The sequence below is a fragment of the Pseudomonas sp. MIACH genome (assembly GCF_001269925.1).
Classification (GTDB): domain Bacteria; phylum Pseudomonadota; class Gammaproteobacteria; order Pseudomonadales; family Pseudomonadaceae; genus Aquipseudomonas.
Genome location: NZ_LHVO01000056.1, coordinates 93,428 through 111,048, shown reverse-complemented (window position 1 = coordinate 111,048; position 17,621 = coordinate 93,428). Strand labels below are relative to the sequence as shown.

Annotated in this window: 12 protein-coding genes; 5 read left to right on the top strand and 7 right to left on the bottom strand. The window is 59.2% G+C overall.

Annotated features, from left to right (window positions below; translation table 11 throughout):
• Window positions 1–24 precede the first annotated feature (24 nt).
• From AD670_RS23280 to yjiA, 3 genes are all read left to right on the top strand, one after another.
• Window positions 25–2,091 (top strand): carbon starvation CstA family protein, encoded by a 2,067-nt coding sequence (locus tag AD670_RS23280; RefSeq protein ID WP_053137912.1) that lies wholly within the window; start codon window positions 25–27, stop codon window positions 2,089–2,091.
• A 15-nt stretch (window positions 2,092–2,106) separates the two neighbouring features.
• Window positions 2,107–2,304, top strand: coding sequence for a YbdD/YjiX family protein (locus AD670_RS23275; protein WP_003176208.1), 198 nt, complete (start codon window positions 2,107–2,109; stop codon window positions 2,302–2,304).
• Between the two features lie 136 nt (window positions 2,305–2,440).
• Window positions 2,441–3,400, top strand: coding sequence for a GTPase (yjiA, locus tag AD670_RS23270; protein ID WP_053137909.1), 960 nt, complete (start codon window positions 2,441–2,443; stop codon window positions 3,398–3,400).
• 126 nt (window positions 3,401–3,526) lie between these two features.
• Here yjiA and glyA read toward each other — a convergent pair whose 3' ends face one another.
• The gene (glyA, locus tag AD670_RS23265; RefSeq protein ID WP_053137906.1) at window positions 3,527–4,780 is read right to left on the bottom strand and encodes a serine hydroxymethyltransferase; all 1,254 of its coding nucleotides are present in this window, start codon (window positions 4,778–4,780) and stop codon (window positions 3,527–3,529) included.
• Between the two features lie 229 nt (window positions 4,781–5,009).
• Window positions 5,010–8,861: a bifunctional diguanylate cyclase/phosphodiesterase gene (locus AD670_RS23260; RefSeq protein ID WP_053137903.1), complete on the bottom strand. Its 3,852-nt coding sequence runs from the start codon at window positions 8,859–8,861 to the stop codon at window positions 5,010–5,012.
• 284 nt (window positions 8,862–9,145) lie between these two features.
• Here AD670_RS23260 and ettA point away from each other — a divergent pair, with 284 nt between their 5' ends.
• Together ettA and gdhA are read left to right on the top strand one after the other, a co-directional pair.
• Window positions 9,146–10,810 carry an energy-dependent translational throttle protein EttA gene (gene ettA, locus AD670_RS23255; RefSeq protein WP_053137900.1) on the top strand — a complete coding sequence of 555 codons (1,665 nt, stop codon included), beginning with the start codon at window positions 9,146–9,148 and terminating at the stop codon, window positions 10,808–10,810.
• Window positions 10,811–11,157: 347 nt separating this feature from the next.
• On the top strand, window positions 11,158–12,495 hold the full coding sequence (gene gdhA / locus AD670_RS23250) for an NADP-specific glutamate dehydrogenase (protein WP_053137897.1): 1,338 nt from the start codon (window positions 11,158–11,160) through the stop codon (window positions 12,493–12,495).
• Here the strand turns inward: gdhA and AD670_RS23245 are convergent.
• The 5 genes from AD670_RS23245 to AD670_RS23225 form a co-directional block, all read right to left on the bottom strand.
• Complete coding sequence (locus AD670_RS23245) at window positions 12,492–12,989, bottom strand: GreA/GreB family elongation factor (protein WP_053137894.1); 498 nt, start codon at window positions 12,987–12,989, stop codon at window positions 12,492–12,494. The genes gdhA and AD670_RS23245 overlap by 4 nt on opposite strands.
• A gap of 70 nt (window positions 12,990–13,059) precedes the next feature.
• Window positions 13,060–13,416: a hypothetical protein gene (locus AD670_RS23240; RefSeq protein ID WP_053137891.1), complete on the bottom strand. Its 357-nt coding sequence runs from the start codon at window positions 13,414–13,416 to the stop codon at window positions 13,060–13,062.
• 584 nt (window positions 13,417–14,000) lie between these two features.
• Window positions 14,001–15,086, bottom strand: coding sequence for a type I restriction endonuclease (locus AD670_RS23235; protein WP_053137888.1), 1,086 nt, complete (start codon window positions 15,084–15,086; stop codon window positions 14,001–14,003).
• A 236-nt stretch (window positions 15,087–15,322) separates the two neighbouring features.
• Complete coding sequence (locus tag AD670_RS23230; protein WP_053137886.1) at window positions 15,323–15,634, bottom strand: chorismate mutase; 312 nt, start codon at window positions 15,632–15,634, stop codon at window positions 15,323–15,325.
• 48 nt (window positions 15,635–15,682) lie between these two features.
• Window positions 15,683–17,536 (bottom strand): DUF4105 domain-containing protein, encoded by a 1,854-nt coding sequence (locus tag AD670_RS23225; protein WP_053137883.1) that lies wholly within the window; start codon window positions 17,534–17,536, stop codon window positions 15,683–15,685.
• Window positions 17,537–17,621: the final 85 nt, after the last annotated feature.

The following is a 17,621-nucleotide window of genomic DNA, read 5'->3' as shown; positions in this document are numbered from 1 at the left end:
GTCCACCCTGGCTGGAATATAAAAATGAAAAATAATAATAGCCTGCTACGCCACTTACCCTGGCTGGTGCTGGCAATCGTAGGAGCGTGCGCCCTGGGCGTAGTGGCCTTGCGCCGCGGCGAGGCGATCAACGCCTTGTGGATCGTGGTCGCGGCCGTGGCCATCTATCTGGTTGCTTACCGCTACTACAGCCTGTTCATCGCTAACAATGTGATGCAACTCGATCCACGGCGGGCCACCCCCGCAGTGGTCAACAATGACGGTCTGGACTATGTGCCGACCAACAAACACATCCTTTTCGGTCACCACTTTGCGGCGATTGCCGGTGCAGGCCCTCTGGTCGGCCCGGTACTGGCGGCGCAAATGGGCTACCTGCCCGGCACGCTCTGGCTGATTGCCGGCGTGGTGCTGGCCGGTGCGGTGCAGGACTTCATGGTCCTGTTCCTGTCCACTCGTCGTAATGGCCGTTCCCTGGGGGATATGGTCCGCGAAGAGATGGGCCGTATCCCGGGGACCATCGCGCTGTTCGGCTGCTTCCTGATCATGATCATCATCCTCGCGGTGCTGGCACTGATCGTGGTCAAGGCCCTGGCCGAGAGCCCATGGGGCATCTTCACGGTGATGGCGACCATCCCGATTGCGATGTTCATGGGCATCTATATGCGCTACATCCGCCCGGGCCGCATTGGTGAAATTTCGATCATCGGCGTGCTGTTGCTGCTCGGTTCGATCTGGCTGGGCGGGCAGATTGCCGCTGATCCGGTCTGGGCCAAGGCCTTCACGTTCACCGGGATCCAGATCACCTGGATGCTGATCGGCTACGGTTTCGTGGCAGCGGTACTGCCGGTGTGGCTGATCCTCGCGCCCCGTGACTACCTATCTACCTTCTTGAAAATCGGCACCATCATCGCCCTGGCGATTGGCATCCTGGTCACCATGCCCGACCTGAAAATGCCGGCGTTGACCCAGTTCATCGATGGTACCGGCCCGGTATGGAAGGGCGGCCTGTTCCCGTTCCTCTTCATCACCATTGCCTGTGGCGCAGTCTCTGGCTTCCACGCGCTGATCTCCTCGGGCACCACGCCCAAGCTGCTGGCCAGCGAAAGCCACGCCCGTTACATCGGTTACGGCGGCATGCTGATGGAGTCCTTCGTGGCGATCATGGCGATGGTTGCCGCTTCGGTGATCGAGCCAGGCGTGTACTTCGCCATGAACAGCCCGGCGGCGATTGTCGGCACCGACGTGGTCACCGTGGCGCAAACCGTCAGCAGCTGGGGCTTTGCAATTACCCCTGAGGCGCTGTCGGCCGTGGCCCATGACATCGGTGAAACGACCATCCTGGCGCGTGCCGGTGGTGCGCCGACGTTGGCGGTGGGTATCGCGCAGATCCTGCACAGTGTGCTGCCGGGTGAAAACACCATGGCGTTCTGGTACCACTTTGCGATCCTGTTCGAAGCGCTGTTCATCCTGACGGCAGTTGACGCCGGTACCCGTGCCGGTCGCTTCATGCTCCAAGACCTATTAGGTTCCTTCGTACCGGCGCTCAAGCGCACTGAGTCCTGGACCGCCAACCTGATCGCGACCGCCGGTTGCGTGGCCATGTGGGGTTACCTGCTGTACCAGGGCGTGATCGATCCACTGGGCGGTATCAATACCTTGTGGCCGCTGTTCGGTATATCCAACCAGATGCTGGCCGGTATCGCGCTGATGCTCGCTACGGTTGTGCTGATCAAAATGAAACGCCAACGCTACATCTGGGTGACCATGCTGCCGGCGGTATGGCTGCTGATCTGCACCACCACCGCAGGCTTCATCAAGCTGTTCGACGCCAACCCGGCGATCGGCTTCCTGTCCCTGGCGAAGAAGTACAGCGATGCCCTGGCGAACGGCCAGATCCTGGCCCCGGCCAAGAGCGTGGACCAGATGCAACATGTGATCTGGAACGCCTACACCAACGCAACGTTGACGGTGCTGTTTCTGTTCGTGGTGTTCAGCATCCTGTTCTATGCGCTCAAGGTCGGCGTCGCCGCCTGGGGCAACAAAGAACGTACGGATAAAGAAGCCCCGTTCCAGGCCGTACCTGACGCATAACCGAGGATTGCAAACATGTTCAATGACATCAGTCGCCTCGGTAAATACCTCGGTCAGGCCGCGCGCCTGATGGTCGGCATGCCCGACTACGACACGTACGTCGAGCATATGCAAACCAAGCACCCGGACAAGCCGATGATGGACTACAAGGCGTTCTTCCGGGAACGCCAGGAGGCCCGATACGGCGGCAAGGGTGGGCCCAAGTGCTGTTGATTTAACGCAACGCCCCTGTGGGAGGGGGCTTGCCGCCGATAGCGATGTGTCAGTGACAGATCAGTGCCTGACACACTGCTATCGGGGGCAAGCCCCCTCCCACATTTGTTTCTGTGTTCCTTCAAGGAGAATTTCTTTGTCCTCTCCCATTCCAGTCACCGTCCTCAGTGGCTTCCTCGGCGCCGGCAAGACCACTTTGTTGCGCCATCTGCTCAAGGCCGAACACGGCTTGAAAATCGCCGTGATCGAAAACGAATTCAGCGATGCCGGTATCGACACCCAGTTGCTGGGCGCAGAACCGGTGCAGGTCATGACCCTGTCCAACGGCTGCGTGTGCTGCACCATCCACACCGACCTCACCAAAGCCCTGTATCTGCTGCTAGAGCGCCTGGACAGCGGCGAGATCGCCTTCGACCGCCTGGTGATCGAGTGCACCGGCCTGGCCGACCCGGCGCCGGTGGCCCAGACCTTTTTCATCGATGAGGAGCTGCGCGAACGCTACATCCTCGACGGCATCATCACCCTTGTGGACGCGGCCCACGCCGAGCACCACCTGACCCAGACCATCGCCCAGGCGCAGATCGGTTTCGCCGACCGCCTGCTGGTGAGCAAGCGTGACCTGGTGGATGACGCCACCTTCGAGGCACTCAGTGAGCGCCTGACACGCATCAACCGCCGCGCGCCGATTCGCGTGGTCGAGCACGGCAAGATTGATTTGGCCGAACTGCTCGACGTGCGTGGTTTCAACCTCAACGCGGGCATGAGCCTGCGCCCGGTGAGTAAGGCGCCGTCCATCGACCGTATATCCAGCCTGGTGCTGCGCACCGACCAGCCGCTGGATATCGACCGTCTCAGTGAGTTCATGAACGAACTGCTGGAAGACCATGGCAAGCAGCTGCTGCGCTACAAAGGCGTGCTCAACATCGCCGGCGAAGACCGCCGCATGGTGTTCCAAGGCGTGCTCAAGCTCTATGGTTTCGACTGGGATACCGAGTGGGCCGAAGGCGAGGTGCGGGAGAGTGTGATCGTGTTTATTGCCGATGAGTTGCCGGAGGACAAGATCCGAAAAGGCTTTGAGCGGGTCTATCAGGCATAAAAAAGCCCACCTGTAGGAGCGAGCTTGCTCGCGAAGAACTCACAGGCAACGCGTGCACCCAAGATGCACGCGTTATCGTTGACGTTTTTCGCGAGCAAGCTCGCTCCTACAGTGGGCTTCTTTGTATTACGCGCCGTATACCGGCAGTTTTTTGCAGATGGCCTTGACCTTCTCACGTACCGCGTCGATCACGGCTTCGTTGTTCAGGTCCGCCAGGATGTCGCAGATCCAGCCGGCCAGTTCCTTGCACTCTGCTTCTTTAAAACCACGAGTGGTCACAGCCGGGGTGCCGAAGCGCAGGCCCGAGGTGACGAACGGCGAACGTGGGTCGTTCGGCACGGAGTTTTTGTTCACGGTGATGAAGGCTTTGCCCAGGGCAGCGTCAGCATCTTTACCGGAAATGTCCTGCTTGATCAGGGACAGCAGGAACAGGTGGTTTTCAGTACCGCCGGACACCACGTCAAAGCCGCGCTCAATGAACACGCTGGCCATGGTCTGGGCGTTTTTCACCACTTGTTGCTGGTAGGTCTTGAACTCAGGTTGCAGTGCTTCCTTGAAGCAGATCGCTTTAGCGGCGATCACGTGCTCCAGTGGGCCACCCTGGGCGCCCGGGAATACGGCGGAGTTCAGCTTCTTCTCGATCTCGGCGTTGGCGCGAGCCAGGATCAGGCCACCACGTGGACCGCGCAGGGTCTTGTGGGTGGTGGTGGTGACCACGTCAGCGAAAGGCACCGGGTTCGGGTAGACGCCAGCGGCGACCAGACCGGCCACGTGAGCCATGTCGACGAACAGGTAGGCGCCCACCTTGTCAGCGATCGCGCGAAAGCGTGGGAAGTCCAGGATCTGCGAGTAGGCAGAGAAACCGGCCACGATCATTTTTGGCTTGTGTTCAACCGCCAGACGCTCGACTTCGTCGTAGTCGATCAGGCCGTTGGCATCGATGCCGTATTGAACGGCGTTGTACAGCTTGCCGGAGGAGGAAACGCTGGCACCGTGGGTCAGGTGACCGCCGTGGGCCAGGCTCATGCCCAGGATGGTGTCGCCGCCTTGCAGCAGGGCCAGGTAGACGGCGCTGTTGGCTTGGGAGCCGGCGTGTGGCTGGACGTTGGCGTAATCGGCACCGAACAGTTCTTTTGCACGGTCGATGGCCAGTTGCTCAACCACGTCGACGTACTCGCAGCCACCGTAGTAGCGCTTGCCTGGGTAGCCTTCGGCGTACTTGTTGGTCAGAACCGAACCTTGAGCCTCCATCACCGCAGGGCTGGTGTAGTTTTCCGAAGCGATCAGCTCAATGTGCTCTTCCTGGCGCACGGCTTCTTGCTCCATGGCGGCGAAGAGATCGGCGTCGTACTTGGCAATAGTCAAATCACGGCTGAACATGGCGGTCCTCAAGGATCGGGGGCAGAAAAGGAGGGCATTCTAACCCAATGGGTTTTAGATGGCATATGAAAGGACATCATGTCGCGGACAAGTGGGGCTCATCTCGGGATGGGTGGTGACTGTACCGGCCTCATCGGGAGCAAGCCCCCTCCCACCTTTTGACTTGTGGATACATTCAAATGTGGGAGGGGGCTTGCCCCGATGAGGCCAGTGGCTTCACCACAAAATCTCAGTCGAACATGAAGAGGGCATCATTGCTGAACTGCGCCTCGAACCGATTCGCCGGCATCGGCCGCCCGAACAGATAACCCTGCACTTCATCGCAACCATGCTCGCGCAGGAAGTCCAATTGCTCATGGGTTTCCACACCTTCGGCGATCACCGCCAGATTGAGGCTGTGGGCCATGGCGATAATCGCGCGGGCGATTTGCGCGTCCTGCTCGCCGGAGGGCAAGCCATCGACGAAGGTGCGGTCGATTTTCAGCACGTCGATGGGGAATTGCTTGAGGTAGTTGAGCGACGAATAACCGGTGCCGAAGTCGTCCACCGCAATGCTCAGGCCCAGGTTTTTCAGGCTATCGAGGATATGCAGTGCTTCGTTGACTTCGCGCATCAGGATACTTTCGGTCAGCTCCAGCTCCAGGCACGCCGGCGGCAGGCCGGTGTCCTTGAGGATGGTGGCGATGCGCGTGCCCAGTTGGCCATCGGAGAACTGCCGCGCGGAGATGTTCACCGAGACTTTCGGCACCCGCACCTTGTTCTGGTGCCAGGTCTTGAGCTGGCGACAGGCTTCGCTGATCACCCAGTCGCCCACGTCCACGACCAGGCCCAACTCTTCGAGCACCGGAATGAAGTCCCCCGGCGGCACCAGCCCGCGGCGTGGATGGCGCCAGCGCAGCAGGGCTTCGGCGCCGGTCAGGCGTTTGCCGTCGCCGCTGAACTGCGGCTGGTAATAGAGCACGAATTCGTCCTGCTCCAGCGCGTGGCGCAGGTCGCTTTCCAGCTCCAGGCGTTCCAGGGCACTGGCGTTCATGTCGGCCTGGTAGAACTGGAAGTTGTTCTTGCCACGCTCCTTGGCGTGATACATCGCGGTGTCGGCGTTCTTCATCAGCTGGCTCAGCTCGTTGCCATCCTGGGGGCTGAGGGCGATGCCGATACTGGCGGTCACAAAGAACTCGCGACCCTCCAGCACAAACGGCTTCACCAGGCTCGCAAGGATCTGCTCGGCCACATGAATCGCGCGGTTCAGCGCCATTTCGCGGCTGACCCGCGGTTGCAGCAGCAAGGTGAACTCGTCACCGCCCATGCGCGCCACGGTGTCGTCTTCGGCCACGCAACCGAGCAGGCGGGTGGCCATTTCCTTGAGCATGCGGTCGCCGGCGGCGTGGCCCAGGGAGTCGTTGATCGGCTTGAAGCGATCAAGGTCGAGGAACATCAGCACCACCCACGACTTCTGCCGTTCGGCCGACTGCAACGCGGTGTGCAGGCGGTCCTGGAACAAGGTGCGGTTGGGCAGGTGGGTCAGGGCGTCGTAATAGGCCAGGCGGTGGATGCGCTGTTCGCTGGCCTTGCGCTCGCTGATATCACTGAAGAAACAAACATAGCTGGCCAGGTCGCCTTCGTCGTCGAACACCGCCGTAATACCCACCCAGGCCGGGTAATGCTCGCCGTTGCGGCGCTTGAGCCACACTTCGCCTTCCCAGGTGCTGTGCTGGTGCAGTTGCTTGAGCACGTAGCGCAGGTGCGCTTCCTGTTGTTCGTCGACGGTCAGCATGTTTGGCAACTGGTCGAGTACATCCGCCACTGCATAACCGCTGACCCGGCTGAAGGCCTCGTTGGCCTGCACGATGTAACCGGCGGGGTCGGTGATCAGGATCGCCGACGTGGAGTGCTCGAATACGGTGGCGGCCATGCGCAGGTCTTTTTCGGCGCGGCGTTGCTGGCTGATGTCGCGGCCCACGCCGAGGATGCCTTCGAAGGCGCCGTGCTCATCCCACACCAGTACCAGGCGCAGCTCAATCGGCACCTTGCGGCCATCGGCGCGCAGGCAGTCGAACAGGAACAATTGGGTGTGCACTTGATCGCGGAGTCGGTTCAGTGCCTCGGGATCGCCCAGTGCCCGGCTGACCTGTTCCATCAGGCTATAAATACCGGTCAATTGCTGCGGGTTGGCGATGATCGACTGCCAGCCGTTCTTGAATACCCAGTCCACGTCGTAACCCAGCACGGCGTTGACCGAGGGGCTGACGTAGTTCAGGGCCAGTTGGCTGTCGGTGGAGCAGATCACGTCGCTGATGCTTTCGGCCAGCATGCGATAGCGCTTTTCGCTGTCGCGCAGGGACTCGCTGGCTTCGATCTGGTCGGTGATGTCCTTGGCCACACCGATGATGCGCGTGACTTGCGCAGTCTTGTCCCGCGCCAGGGCTTGCTCGCGAATATCAAAGCGCCGCCATTGGTTATTGCGATGGCGAAAGCGCAACTGGCAGTGCAGCTGGGTGGTGTAGCCGACATGACGTTGCTGCTGGCGCAAATCGTGGTAATGCTCGGCATCTTCGGGGTGTAGCAGGATTTCCCAGAAGTACTCGCCCATTTGCTGCAGTTCGGCCTTGGTATAACCGAGGGTGTGACCCAGATGGTGGTTGCTGAAGATCATGCGCTGGCTGATCACATCCTGCACATACAGGTGGTCGGGCACCGTACGCACCACATCCGACCAGAAACCCTCGCGTTCTACCAACGACAGCTCGATCAGCTTGCGGCTGGTGATATCGCTGATGCTGAGGATCACCGCCTTGAAGTCGTCCTGCTGCTCCGGCAGGCGCATTACCAGCCACAGGTATTGCTCGTTGCCGGCTGCATCCTTGAGCTGGATTTCCAACTCAAGCTGGTTTTGTTGGGTCAGCACCGCTTCGAGTATCTGATGCCCGATGGATGTGGTGTTGCGCGGGCAATCACTGATCAGCCGTTCCCAAGCCTCCTCGCAGGAGCCCACTCTGAGCAGACGCACTGCCACCTGGTTGATCTCGGTGATGCGCAGTTCGGTGAGCAACCGCTGGCATTCCTCAGGGGCGTTTTGCAGCCAGTCGTGAAGTTGCTCGCGGGTGTGCAAGTGCACCTTGGCAAAAAACGCATTCAGGCCCGACAGATCAAGTACGCACAGGGCCACGCCGGTGCCTTCGAAAATATCCTGGTAGCGGCGCCGGCCTTCATGCACCTGGCGCTGACGGCGACGCATATTCAGCAGCACGATCACCGGGATCAACGAGAAGGCCAGGCCCAGCAGGCATTTACCGATAAACGCTGGCAGCAGTTGTTCCAGCACGGCTGAGCGGTCGAACATCCCGCGCAACTGCCAGTCGCTTTTGCTCAGGGGGGTGACCAGTACGCTTTTGTTCAAGTCATCCGGGGTCAGGGCGCCGGCCCATTGTGCCGGCATGCCGCTGTCACGGCTGACCACGCGGTGGTTCAGGCGGTTCTCGATGGCCCACGTGGGGCGCTGGCCCTGGCTGTCCTGGCGGGTCAGGTTGACCAGGTAGTCGGGTGCCAGGCGCAGTGCCCAGTACATCCTTGAGCCGCCGCTGGGCTGGTGCAGCAGCAGATAGATGATGGTGCCGTCGTCGTTATTGCTCAGGTAGTAGGGTTGGCCATGGCTGCGCTGCACCAACTCTTCCAGCCAACTGCTGTCCTGGCTGTCAGTGGCGCTGTCGCTGATCAGCGCGCCGCTGGGCGCGAGCAGGGCGATACTGCGCAGTTCCGGCAGCGAGCGCTGCAGCGTGCGCGTCAAGGCCTGTTGCTGTTCGACGTCGCGCGGCGGCTCGACCATCGGCAGCAGGTTCAGGGCAATTTTGGCACTCAGGGCCATATTCAGGCTGATCTGTTCAGCCAGGTCGGCGCTGTAGTCGATGGTGTATTGCTGTTGGTTTTTCTGGTTTTGCTGCAGTTGGTCCAGCAACTGCCAGAACAATAATGCGAGCAGCATGAGGACGAGCGTCGCCAATGCGCCTTTGAGGGTACCGTGCAGGGGCGCTCCCGGCGCTATATGAGCGGCGCGCAAGGGAGTTGGCGGCGTGACTTTGGACAAGCTGTGATCCTGCGGTTTGGCTGGACTGGCGCGCGACGTGCACTATAAGCCGGACGCCCGAAGGGCGGCTAGCATGCCTTGACTTGTGGCAAAGTGCCAGCCCTGCTTGGCTGGACTGACCAAGCGCATTCAGGTAGCTTTGCCGGTTACGCGGTGGCGTTCCAGCCCCAGATCTTCAGGTTTTTCCGCTCGCTGGCCTTGATGATAGTCAACGGCCCGCGCGGCGCATGGCCTGGCACGGGCTTCGCCCGCTTAATTCATCAGTCACAGACGCTAGGTTCACCATGGCTCAATACGTCTTCACCATGCATCGGCTGGGAAAAGTTGTTCCGCCGAAGCGGGAAATCCTGAAAAACATTTCGCTGTCCTTCTTCCCTGGCGCCAAGATCGGCGTGCTCGGCCTCAACGGTTCGGGTAAGTCCACGCTGCTGAAAATCATGGCCGGCGTCGACACCGAGTTCGAAGGCGAAGCCCGCCCGATGCCGGAACTGAACATCGGCTACCTGCCACAGGAACCGATCCTGGACCCGACCAAGACCGTGCGTGAAGTGGTTGAGGAAGCCGTCAGCGTGATCAAGGACGCCCAGGCCCGCCTGGACGAGGTCTACGCCGCCTACGCCGAACCGGATGCCGACTTCGACAAGCTGGCCGCCGAACAGGCCAAGCTCGAAGCCATCCTGCAGGCCGGCGACGGTCACAACCTGGAGCGCCAGCTGGAAGTCGCCGCCGATGCGCTGCGCCTGCCGGCCTGGGACGCCAAGGTCGAGTTCCTGTCCGGTGGTGAAAAACGTCGCGTGGCCCTGTGCCGCCTGCTGCTGTCGGCTCCCGACATGCTGCTGCTCGACGAACCGACCAACCACTTGGACGCCGACTCCGTCGCCTGGCTGGAGCACTTCCTGCACGACTTCCCGGGCACCGTGGTTGCGATCACGCACGACCGGTACTTCCTCGACAACGTTGCCGGCTGGATCCTCGAACTCGACCGAGGCGCCGGTATCCCTTACGAGGGCAACTACTCTGGTTGGCTCGAAGCCAAGTCCGACCGTCTGGCCGCCGAATCCAAGCAGCAATCGGCCCATGAAAAAGCCATGAAGGAAGAGCTGGAGTGGGTGCGCAAAGGCGCCAAGGCCCGCCAGTCCAAATCCAAGGCCCGTCTGCAACGCTTCGAAGAAATGCAGTCGCAGGAATTCCAGAAGCGCAGCGAAACCAACGAGATCTACATCCCGGCCGGTCCGCGCCTGGGTGACAAGGTCATCGAGTTCAAGAACGTGACAAAAGGCTATGGCGACCGCGTGCTGATCGACAACCTGTCGTTCTCCATGCCAAAAGGCGCGATCGTCGGCGTAATTGGTGGTAACGGTGCGGGTAAATCCACCCTGTTCCGCATGCTGATGGGTAAGGAAACACCGGATTCGGGCACCATCGAAGTCGGCGAAACCGTGCAACTGGCCTGTGTGGACCAGAGCCGCGAAGACCTGGATGGCAGCAAGACCGTATTCCAGCAAATCTCCGACGGTTCCGACCAGATCCGCATCGGCAACTATGAAATCCCGTCGCGCACCTACGTCGGCCGTTTCAACTTCAAGGGCGGCGACCAGCAGAAGTTCGTCAAGGACCTGTCCGGTGGTGAGCGCGGTCGCTTGCACCTGGCCCTGACCCTGAAAGAGGGCGGCAACGTCCTGCTGCTCGACGAACCGTCCAACGACCTCGACGTTGAAACCCTGCGTTCCCTGGAAGAAGCCCTGCTGGACTTCCCGGGCGCCGCCATTGTGATCTCTCACGATCGGTGGTTCCTTGACCGCGTCGCGACCCACATCCTGGCGTACGAAGACGACTCGCAAGCCGTGTTCTTCGAAGGCAACTACACCGAGTACGAAGCGGACCGTAAAAAGCGCCTGGGCGAAGCTGCTGCCCAGCCGCACCGTGTACGGCACAAAAAACTGGCCTGATCCGGCTGGTCAAAAAAAGCGGGGCCCTCGGGCTCCGCTTTTTTTTGCGCTGGGGTTTTGCAGTGTTTTTGATGGCCCTATCGGGAGCAAGCCCCTCCCACATTTGATTTGTGAATACATTCAAAATGTGGGAGGGGGCTTGCCCCGATAGCTATTTCCCTGCTGGTGCATAACCTGCCTTGGAAATCCCCTTTTAGGTGCGATAAATCCCTGTTTCCTGGGTTTATTTATATCTAATGCACCATTTAAATTCACAAAAGCGACATTTTGCCCTGTCGCGGTGCGACATGAATTGATAAAGTCCGGCTCAATCTCCGTTAAAAACAATCAATTTGCCGAGACTTTTCATGATCGAATCCGTCGAATCCTTCCTCGCCCGCCTCAAAAAACGTGACCCCGACCAGCCGGAATTCCACCAGGCGGTAGAAGAAGTCCTACGCAGCCTGTGGCCGTTTCTTGAAGCCAATCCCCACTACCTGACCTCGGGCATCCTGGAGCGCATCTGCGAGCCGGAACGCGCGATTACCTTTCGGGTGTCGTGGGTCGATGATCATGGCAAGGTCCAGGTCAATCGCGGTTTCCGTATCCAGATGAACAGCGCCATCGGTCCTTACAAGGGCGGCTTGCGTTTCCACCCGTCGGTGAACCTGGGCGTGCTGAAATTCCTCGCCTTCGAGCAAACCTTCAAGAACTCCCTGACGTCGCTGCCGATGGGCGGCGGTAAAGGCGGCTCGGACTTTGATCCAAAAGGTAAGAGTGACGCCGAAGTCATGCGCTTCTGCCAGGCGTTCATGAGCGAGCTGTACCGGCATATCGGCGCAGACGTGGACGTGCCGGCTGGCGATATCGGCGTGGGCGCCCGTGAAATTGGCTTCCTGTTTGGCCAATACAAGCGCCTGAGCAACCAGTTCACCTCGGTGCTGACCGGCAAGGGCATGACCTACGGCGGCAGCCTGATCCGCCCGGAAGCCACCGGATTCGGGTGTGTGTACTTCGCCGAAGAAATGCTCAAGCGCGACGGTCAGCGGGTGGAGGGCAAGCGCGTGGCGGTCTCCGGCTCCGGCAACGTTGCCCAATACGCGGCGCGCAAGGTCATGGACCTGGGCGGCAAGGTGATTTCCCTGTCCGACTCCGAAGGCACGCTGTACGCCGAAAGCGGCTTGACCGAGGAACAATGGTCGGCGCTGCTCGAGCTGAAAAACGTGCAGCGTGGGCGCATCAGCGAACTGGCTGCCCGTTACGGCCTGGAGTTTCGCGCCGGTAAAAACCCTTGGGAACTGGCCTGCGATATTGCCCTGCCATGCGCTACCCAGAACGAACTCGACGCCGAAGCCGCCCGCACGTTGCTGCGCAACGGCTGTATCTGTGTGGCCGAAGGCGCCAACATGCCGACCACGCTTGAGGCGGTGGATATCTTTATCGAGGCGGGCATTCTGTTTGCGCCGGGCAAGGCATCCAATGCCGGCGGCGTTGCAGTGAGCGGCCTGGAGATGTCGCAGAACGCCATGCGCCTGCTGTGGACTGCCGGTGAAGTGGACAGCAAGCTGCACAACATCATGCAGTCGATCCACCATGCCTGCGTGCACTACGGCGAAGAGAACGGTCGGATCAACTACGTGAAGGGCGCGAACATTGCGGGCTTCGTGAAAGTTGCCGACGCGATGCTGGCCCAAGGCATCGTCTAAGCCTCGGCTTCGATGCGCAGCACTTCGATCAACTGATCGCCGACGGGGCGCTTCCACAGCACCTCGTCACCCACTTGGGTGCCCAGCAAGGCACGGCCCAGGGGCGAGCCCCAGTTGATCAGGCCGGCGGCGGCATTGGCTTGGTCTTCGCCGACCAATTGAATGCGCTGCTGTTCGTCATGCTCATTGGCGAAGGTGACCCAACTGCCGATCTGCACCTTGTCGGTAGACGTAGCGGGCGCCACCACCTGGGCGCTCTGCACGCGCTGGTTGAAGTAGCGCAAATCCCGCTCAAGGTCGGCCTGGCGCTGCTTATCGGCCTGTTCGCCCTTGGCGGATTCGGCGCTGTGTTCGGCCTGTAACTGCGCAACCTTGGCCTGCAATTGCGCCAACCCTTGCGCAGTCAGGCGATTGGGCTGCTCACTGACCTGACGCTCCACCGGCTGATCAGCCTGGGCGGCGGCGTTGTCCTCATTTACAAAAGCTCGGCTCATGACGTTCTCCCTCTATGGAGCTTGGGCCATGTTCGCCGCGCTTTAGTTTCGATGGATGTCTGAAAGCGACCTATTGCGAGCGATAGGCCCGCGCCGCGTCGCGGTTCTTCTCCTGTTGCCAGGCGCGCTCACGGTCGTCCCAGTGGTCGTTCTTGTAGTCGCGCAGTTCCTCGTTCTCGCGCATGGCCTTGCACTGGCGAAAACCATCCTCCCAGCCAGCGGCGTATTCCCGGTCTTTCAGGTAGCGCGGCACATTCTTGCGAAACTCCCCCGTGATCACGCCAGCGGCCTGGCGACCGCTGCTGCAGCCATCATCAAAGCCATCGGCAAAGGCCGGTGGATAGCCCTTGGCCAACAAGTCCTGGTGAGTTGATTGGCAACCCGCCAGCCACACCACCGCACACAGCATTACTGCATACCGCCACATTGCTTGCTCCCTGGCCGTTTCACGGCTGATAGGGGAAGTCTAGATAGGGATTTGTCGGGGAGGTGTGAAAGGGGTGTGAGAAAGGTGTGGAGCGCGATGAGATCGAGCGGTGAGCACTGAATCTGTGGCGAGGGCGCTGGCTTCCGTAAGGCTGCAAAGCAGCCCAATGCTGACGGTGGATATTTTCTCGGTAGGAACGCTTCGCCCGGTTCGGTGGCTGCTGCGCAGCCCAGCGGAAGCAAACTCTTATCAAACTTAAAATAACTCACTGATTTTAAAAGGTTAAAATTTCACCCTGAGGTTTTGAGTCTTGCATAAATAATTTCAGGCGACCGCATTCTTGTGGCGAGCGGGCTTGTCCCGCGTTGGGCTGCGCAGCAGCCCCAAAACCAGGCGCAGAGGAGTGTCTGATACACCACATTTGTCTTCATCAGGGGCGCTTCGCACCCCAACGCGGGACAAGCCCGCTCGCCACAGAGGTCCCCGTTTGCTGAGCGACAGCGCTACATCGAAGAGGTAGTGGCACCTCCCTAGCAACAGATTTCACTCATCTTGAATAAGTGTTGCCTGATGCAATCTGGCCTTCAGGCGTAATAGCCCACGGTCCTTTTCAACTGATCGGCGTACTCGTAAATCTCATCAATGGATGAGATAGCGTGCCGAGTCTCATTTTTCTCCTCGTCGAATATTCCGAGGTATTTCTGACTTCTGTTGAAGTGAAGGCGACAAATCGGTTTACGATTGTTGTCGTCCAGCAAGATGCCAAAATAACTTTGGGTATCTCGCTGAACGATTCTTTTGGCATCGACAACGGAGCGGACGACAGCCCGGACGATGTGATAGCCCTCAAGCTCTTCAAGCGTTGTCAGGATTTTATCTTCTGACTCGTCTCGATCCTGAGTCTCAGCATTCGTGCTGTTCGCGACAGTCAGTGACGCTATCGTCGGCTGAATAGCGCCGCTCATAGCCGACTTGAGCCGATCATTGATTTGGTCATTCAGAAACTGAGCTAACGCTTTCCGTGTCAGTTCGAAAAATTGCTCACGGACTTTCTGCGTGATTGCGCCCTCGTAAACGCGGGAAGCGAAGAATTTCACGAAGTCGTCTTCTGGTTTGCTGACTTGGGCGCCAATAAGCTTCTTTAGCTGGCTGACGTATTTCAACTCTCCGGCAGCGTTGATGATCGAGTCGACGTCGAAGGCCGACTTTGTAAGCTTTATCAGCTCAGGTACGGAGTACTCATCGATGTCCAGTAGATCCAATTCTAAAAATGGCTTTTCGTCCATTTTATTAGGTGCATCCAGGTCAGTGAAAAACCTGTAGACCTGGCCGTTCGTGAGAATTGAGATTCTTGCGCTTGTGACGTGAAAGTATCGAAACAACTGCGATGCGTGATTAATGCTCAATGACTCGCCGATTTTTTTGCATTCGATGAGTATTTGAACCTCACCGTTTTTCATAATTGCGTAGTCGATTTTTTCGCCTTTTTTTGTCCCTATATCGCAGACAAACTCAGGCGTTACCTCCTGTGGATCAAACACGTCGTAACCCAAAACCGTGTTGATAAAAGGCATTACAAAAGCGTTCTTTGTTGCTTCTTCTGTTTGGATGGCAGGGCCTTGCAACCGAACTTTTGCTGCCAGACTGGTGAGCTTTTCAAAAAATTCCATATAAGCCTCTTACCCTATTCGAATCCGTGTATAGACGTGATGGCAAATTGACTGCCATTCGATACTAGACACAAATCTTCACAAAGAGAATGGAGTGAGAGGGAGTTTGTTTTGACTGAAAAAAGCTAAAAATTTGTCGGAAATTTCTTGCCTATTTATCAATAGGTTGGAAGCCGAGTAGTAATTTGTACTTGCATGCAAAAGTCTGAAAATTCTGAGTGGATCAGTTTGATGGATTAGGTTTGTGGCTTTTCAGCTCTCGCCAGAGCCGCATGTTCCGCCAATTCCTGCTGGATAAACGCCGCAATCATGGCGCGATAGACCTGCTCGGTCACCTCGGGGTTGGCGCCCACGGTCTGCGCCAGATCCCGCACCTTGGTGATCACCTGCTCAACCCGCTGTGGGGCCTTGACGCCATCGGTGTCTTTTTTGAAGCGTGCCGCCTGGGAGACGTAGCGGCCGCGTTCGGCCAGCAGGGTGACGATTTGCTGGTCGAGGCGGTCGATGTTGTTTCGGACTTCTTCAAGGGTGGTGCAGGTAACGGCCATGTCGAGTGAACTCCTGATGGTGCGGGCAATGCTGACAAAAGATGTTAGTCAGTAGTGATACCACTTCACCTCAAGCATCACTTCATTCACCGGCGTCGACAAGTGGCTGTACTCGCGCTGTGCACTCAGGCGTAGGCCGAGGTTGCGGGACAGTTCCCACTGCTGGTTCAGGCTGAGGCTGCGCCGTACTTCGCCATTGGTGAAGAAGTCTCCTTTAGCCTCCAGGCTCAAGTTGCCCAGGGGGTTTTTCCACAGCACGCCGGTATTGAAACCGGCAGCGGGGGAGATGGCTTCGTTGAAGTCGTTGTTGTGTTCCACGCGCACGGTGCCGAGGGCGAAGCCGAGCATGTCGTCGCTCAGTTGCCAGGTGCCACCGGCGCCGCCGTTGACGTGGGCAACCAGGGTTTCGTCGTCGTGCTTACCGGGCACCCGCTCCAGGCCGCCGGTGACTTGCCAGGACCACGGCTGCAGCAAGGCGTTGCGCGGGGTCAGGGAGCGGATGGTGGCTAAGTCCAGTTGCTGCAGTTGCCAGTGGTTACCTTCGTACTGGCGCAGCTTCATCTGCAGGATTTCGATCTGCGCGCCGAGGGGGAAGCCTTCGGCGTTGTCGTTGAGGTCGTGGTAGGCCATGCGCAGGCCATATTCGCCGAAGGCCTTGTCACCACGGGTGCCGATGCCGGCTTGCCAGGTGCGCGATTCATGGCCGTTTTCGGGCAGGCCGGGGGGTGTGATCTTCAGGTCGGGCGCTGGGTTCTGGTTGATCGCGCGCAGCAGCTCGAAGCTGCGTTGGGAGCGTGCGGTGTCGCGTTCCAGGCCATTGGCGCGATAGCGACCGAGGCGGTAAGCCGCGTCGATGATCAGGGCCTGGCGGTCGCGAGGCAACGCTTTGAAGGCCGGCGCCTGCAATTGCTGCTGGTCGTCGCTGACCTTCAGCACCCATTGTTGTTCGTCGCTGTTCAGCGGCTTGGCGCGCTCCAGCAACTCGCGCTCGCGGGAGGGGCGGTAGTCGATTTTCTCTACCAAACCTGCATCCTTCACCGCCTTGACGGTGTCGGTGGGGATGGCGGTGAGCGGGAATTGCTCGGTCAGGCGCAGGCCCGGACGGGCCACTTGCAGCAGTTCCAGCAGGCGATAGGAGCAGTTTTCATCGAAGAAGAAGTAGTCGAACTGGATCTGCTTGAGTTCCCACACATGCTCGACCATGCGCTCGGTCTCGACCTGGGTGAGGTGGAGGCGGTATTCCCACAGGTCACGGTTTTCGAGGCTGCGGTACTCGGAGAGTTTTTCCTGGTAGGGCACCAGGGCGAACAGGCCGGGGTAGCCGCCCATCAGGCCTTTCCAGGCATAAAGGATGCTGTTGTCCGAACCTTCGATGTAGGCGCCGAAGTTGATCGCGTAGCTGAGCAGCGCAGTCTTGTTGCTCTGCACGTCGGCCTGGTCGATACGCAGCAGGGTGTGGCCGAACATCGACGACGGGCTGTTGAGGTAGGCCGCCGGGAAGATCATCACCGCGCTATGGGGCGCGACGTCCTTGAACCATTGCTTGAATTCTTTGCAGTCCACGGCAGGCAGGTCAGTGAGGTGCAACTGATCCTTGAGCCAGCGGGTACGTGCGGGGTAAACGCATTGGGCGTGTTTTTCACCCAGGCTGGCCGGAGCGTAAAGCGCATCGACGGTGGCCTTGAGTTCTGCATCCGGGTGGTGGGCGCCATCGGCTGCGAGGAAAAATTTCTTTTCACTGACATAACTGCGCCAGCCACTGATTTTGCCGGCTTCGTAATGGCCTAAAGAAAGCCAGAACGGATCATTGGCCAATTGCTGCAAACGTTGATCATCAAGGTGCGGTGCCGCGTACAGCGGGGCGCAGGCGAGGAGTGCCATCCAGGCAAAGCGTTTGAGCATAGGGGCAACTTAAGTCGGAAATTAGAGAGACCCAAAGGGAGGTGGGTCCAAAAATAAAACCCGCGCCTGGGGAGGCGCGGGCAGG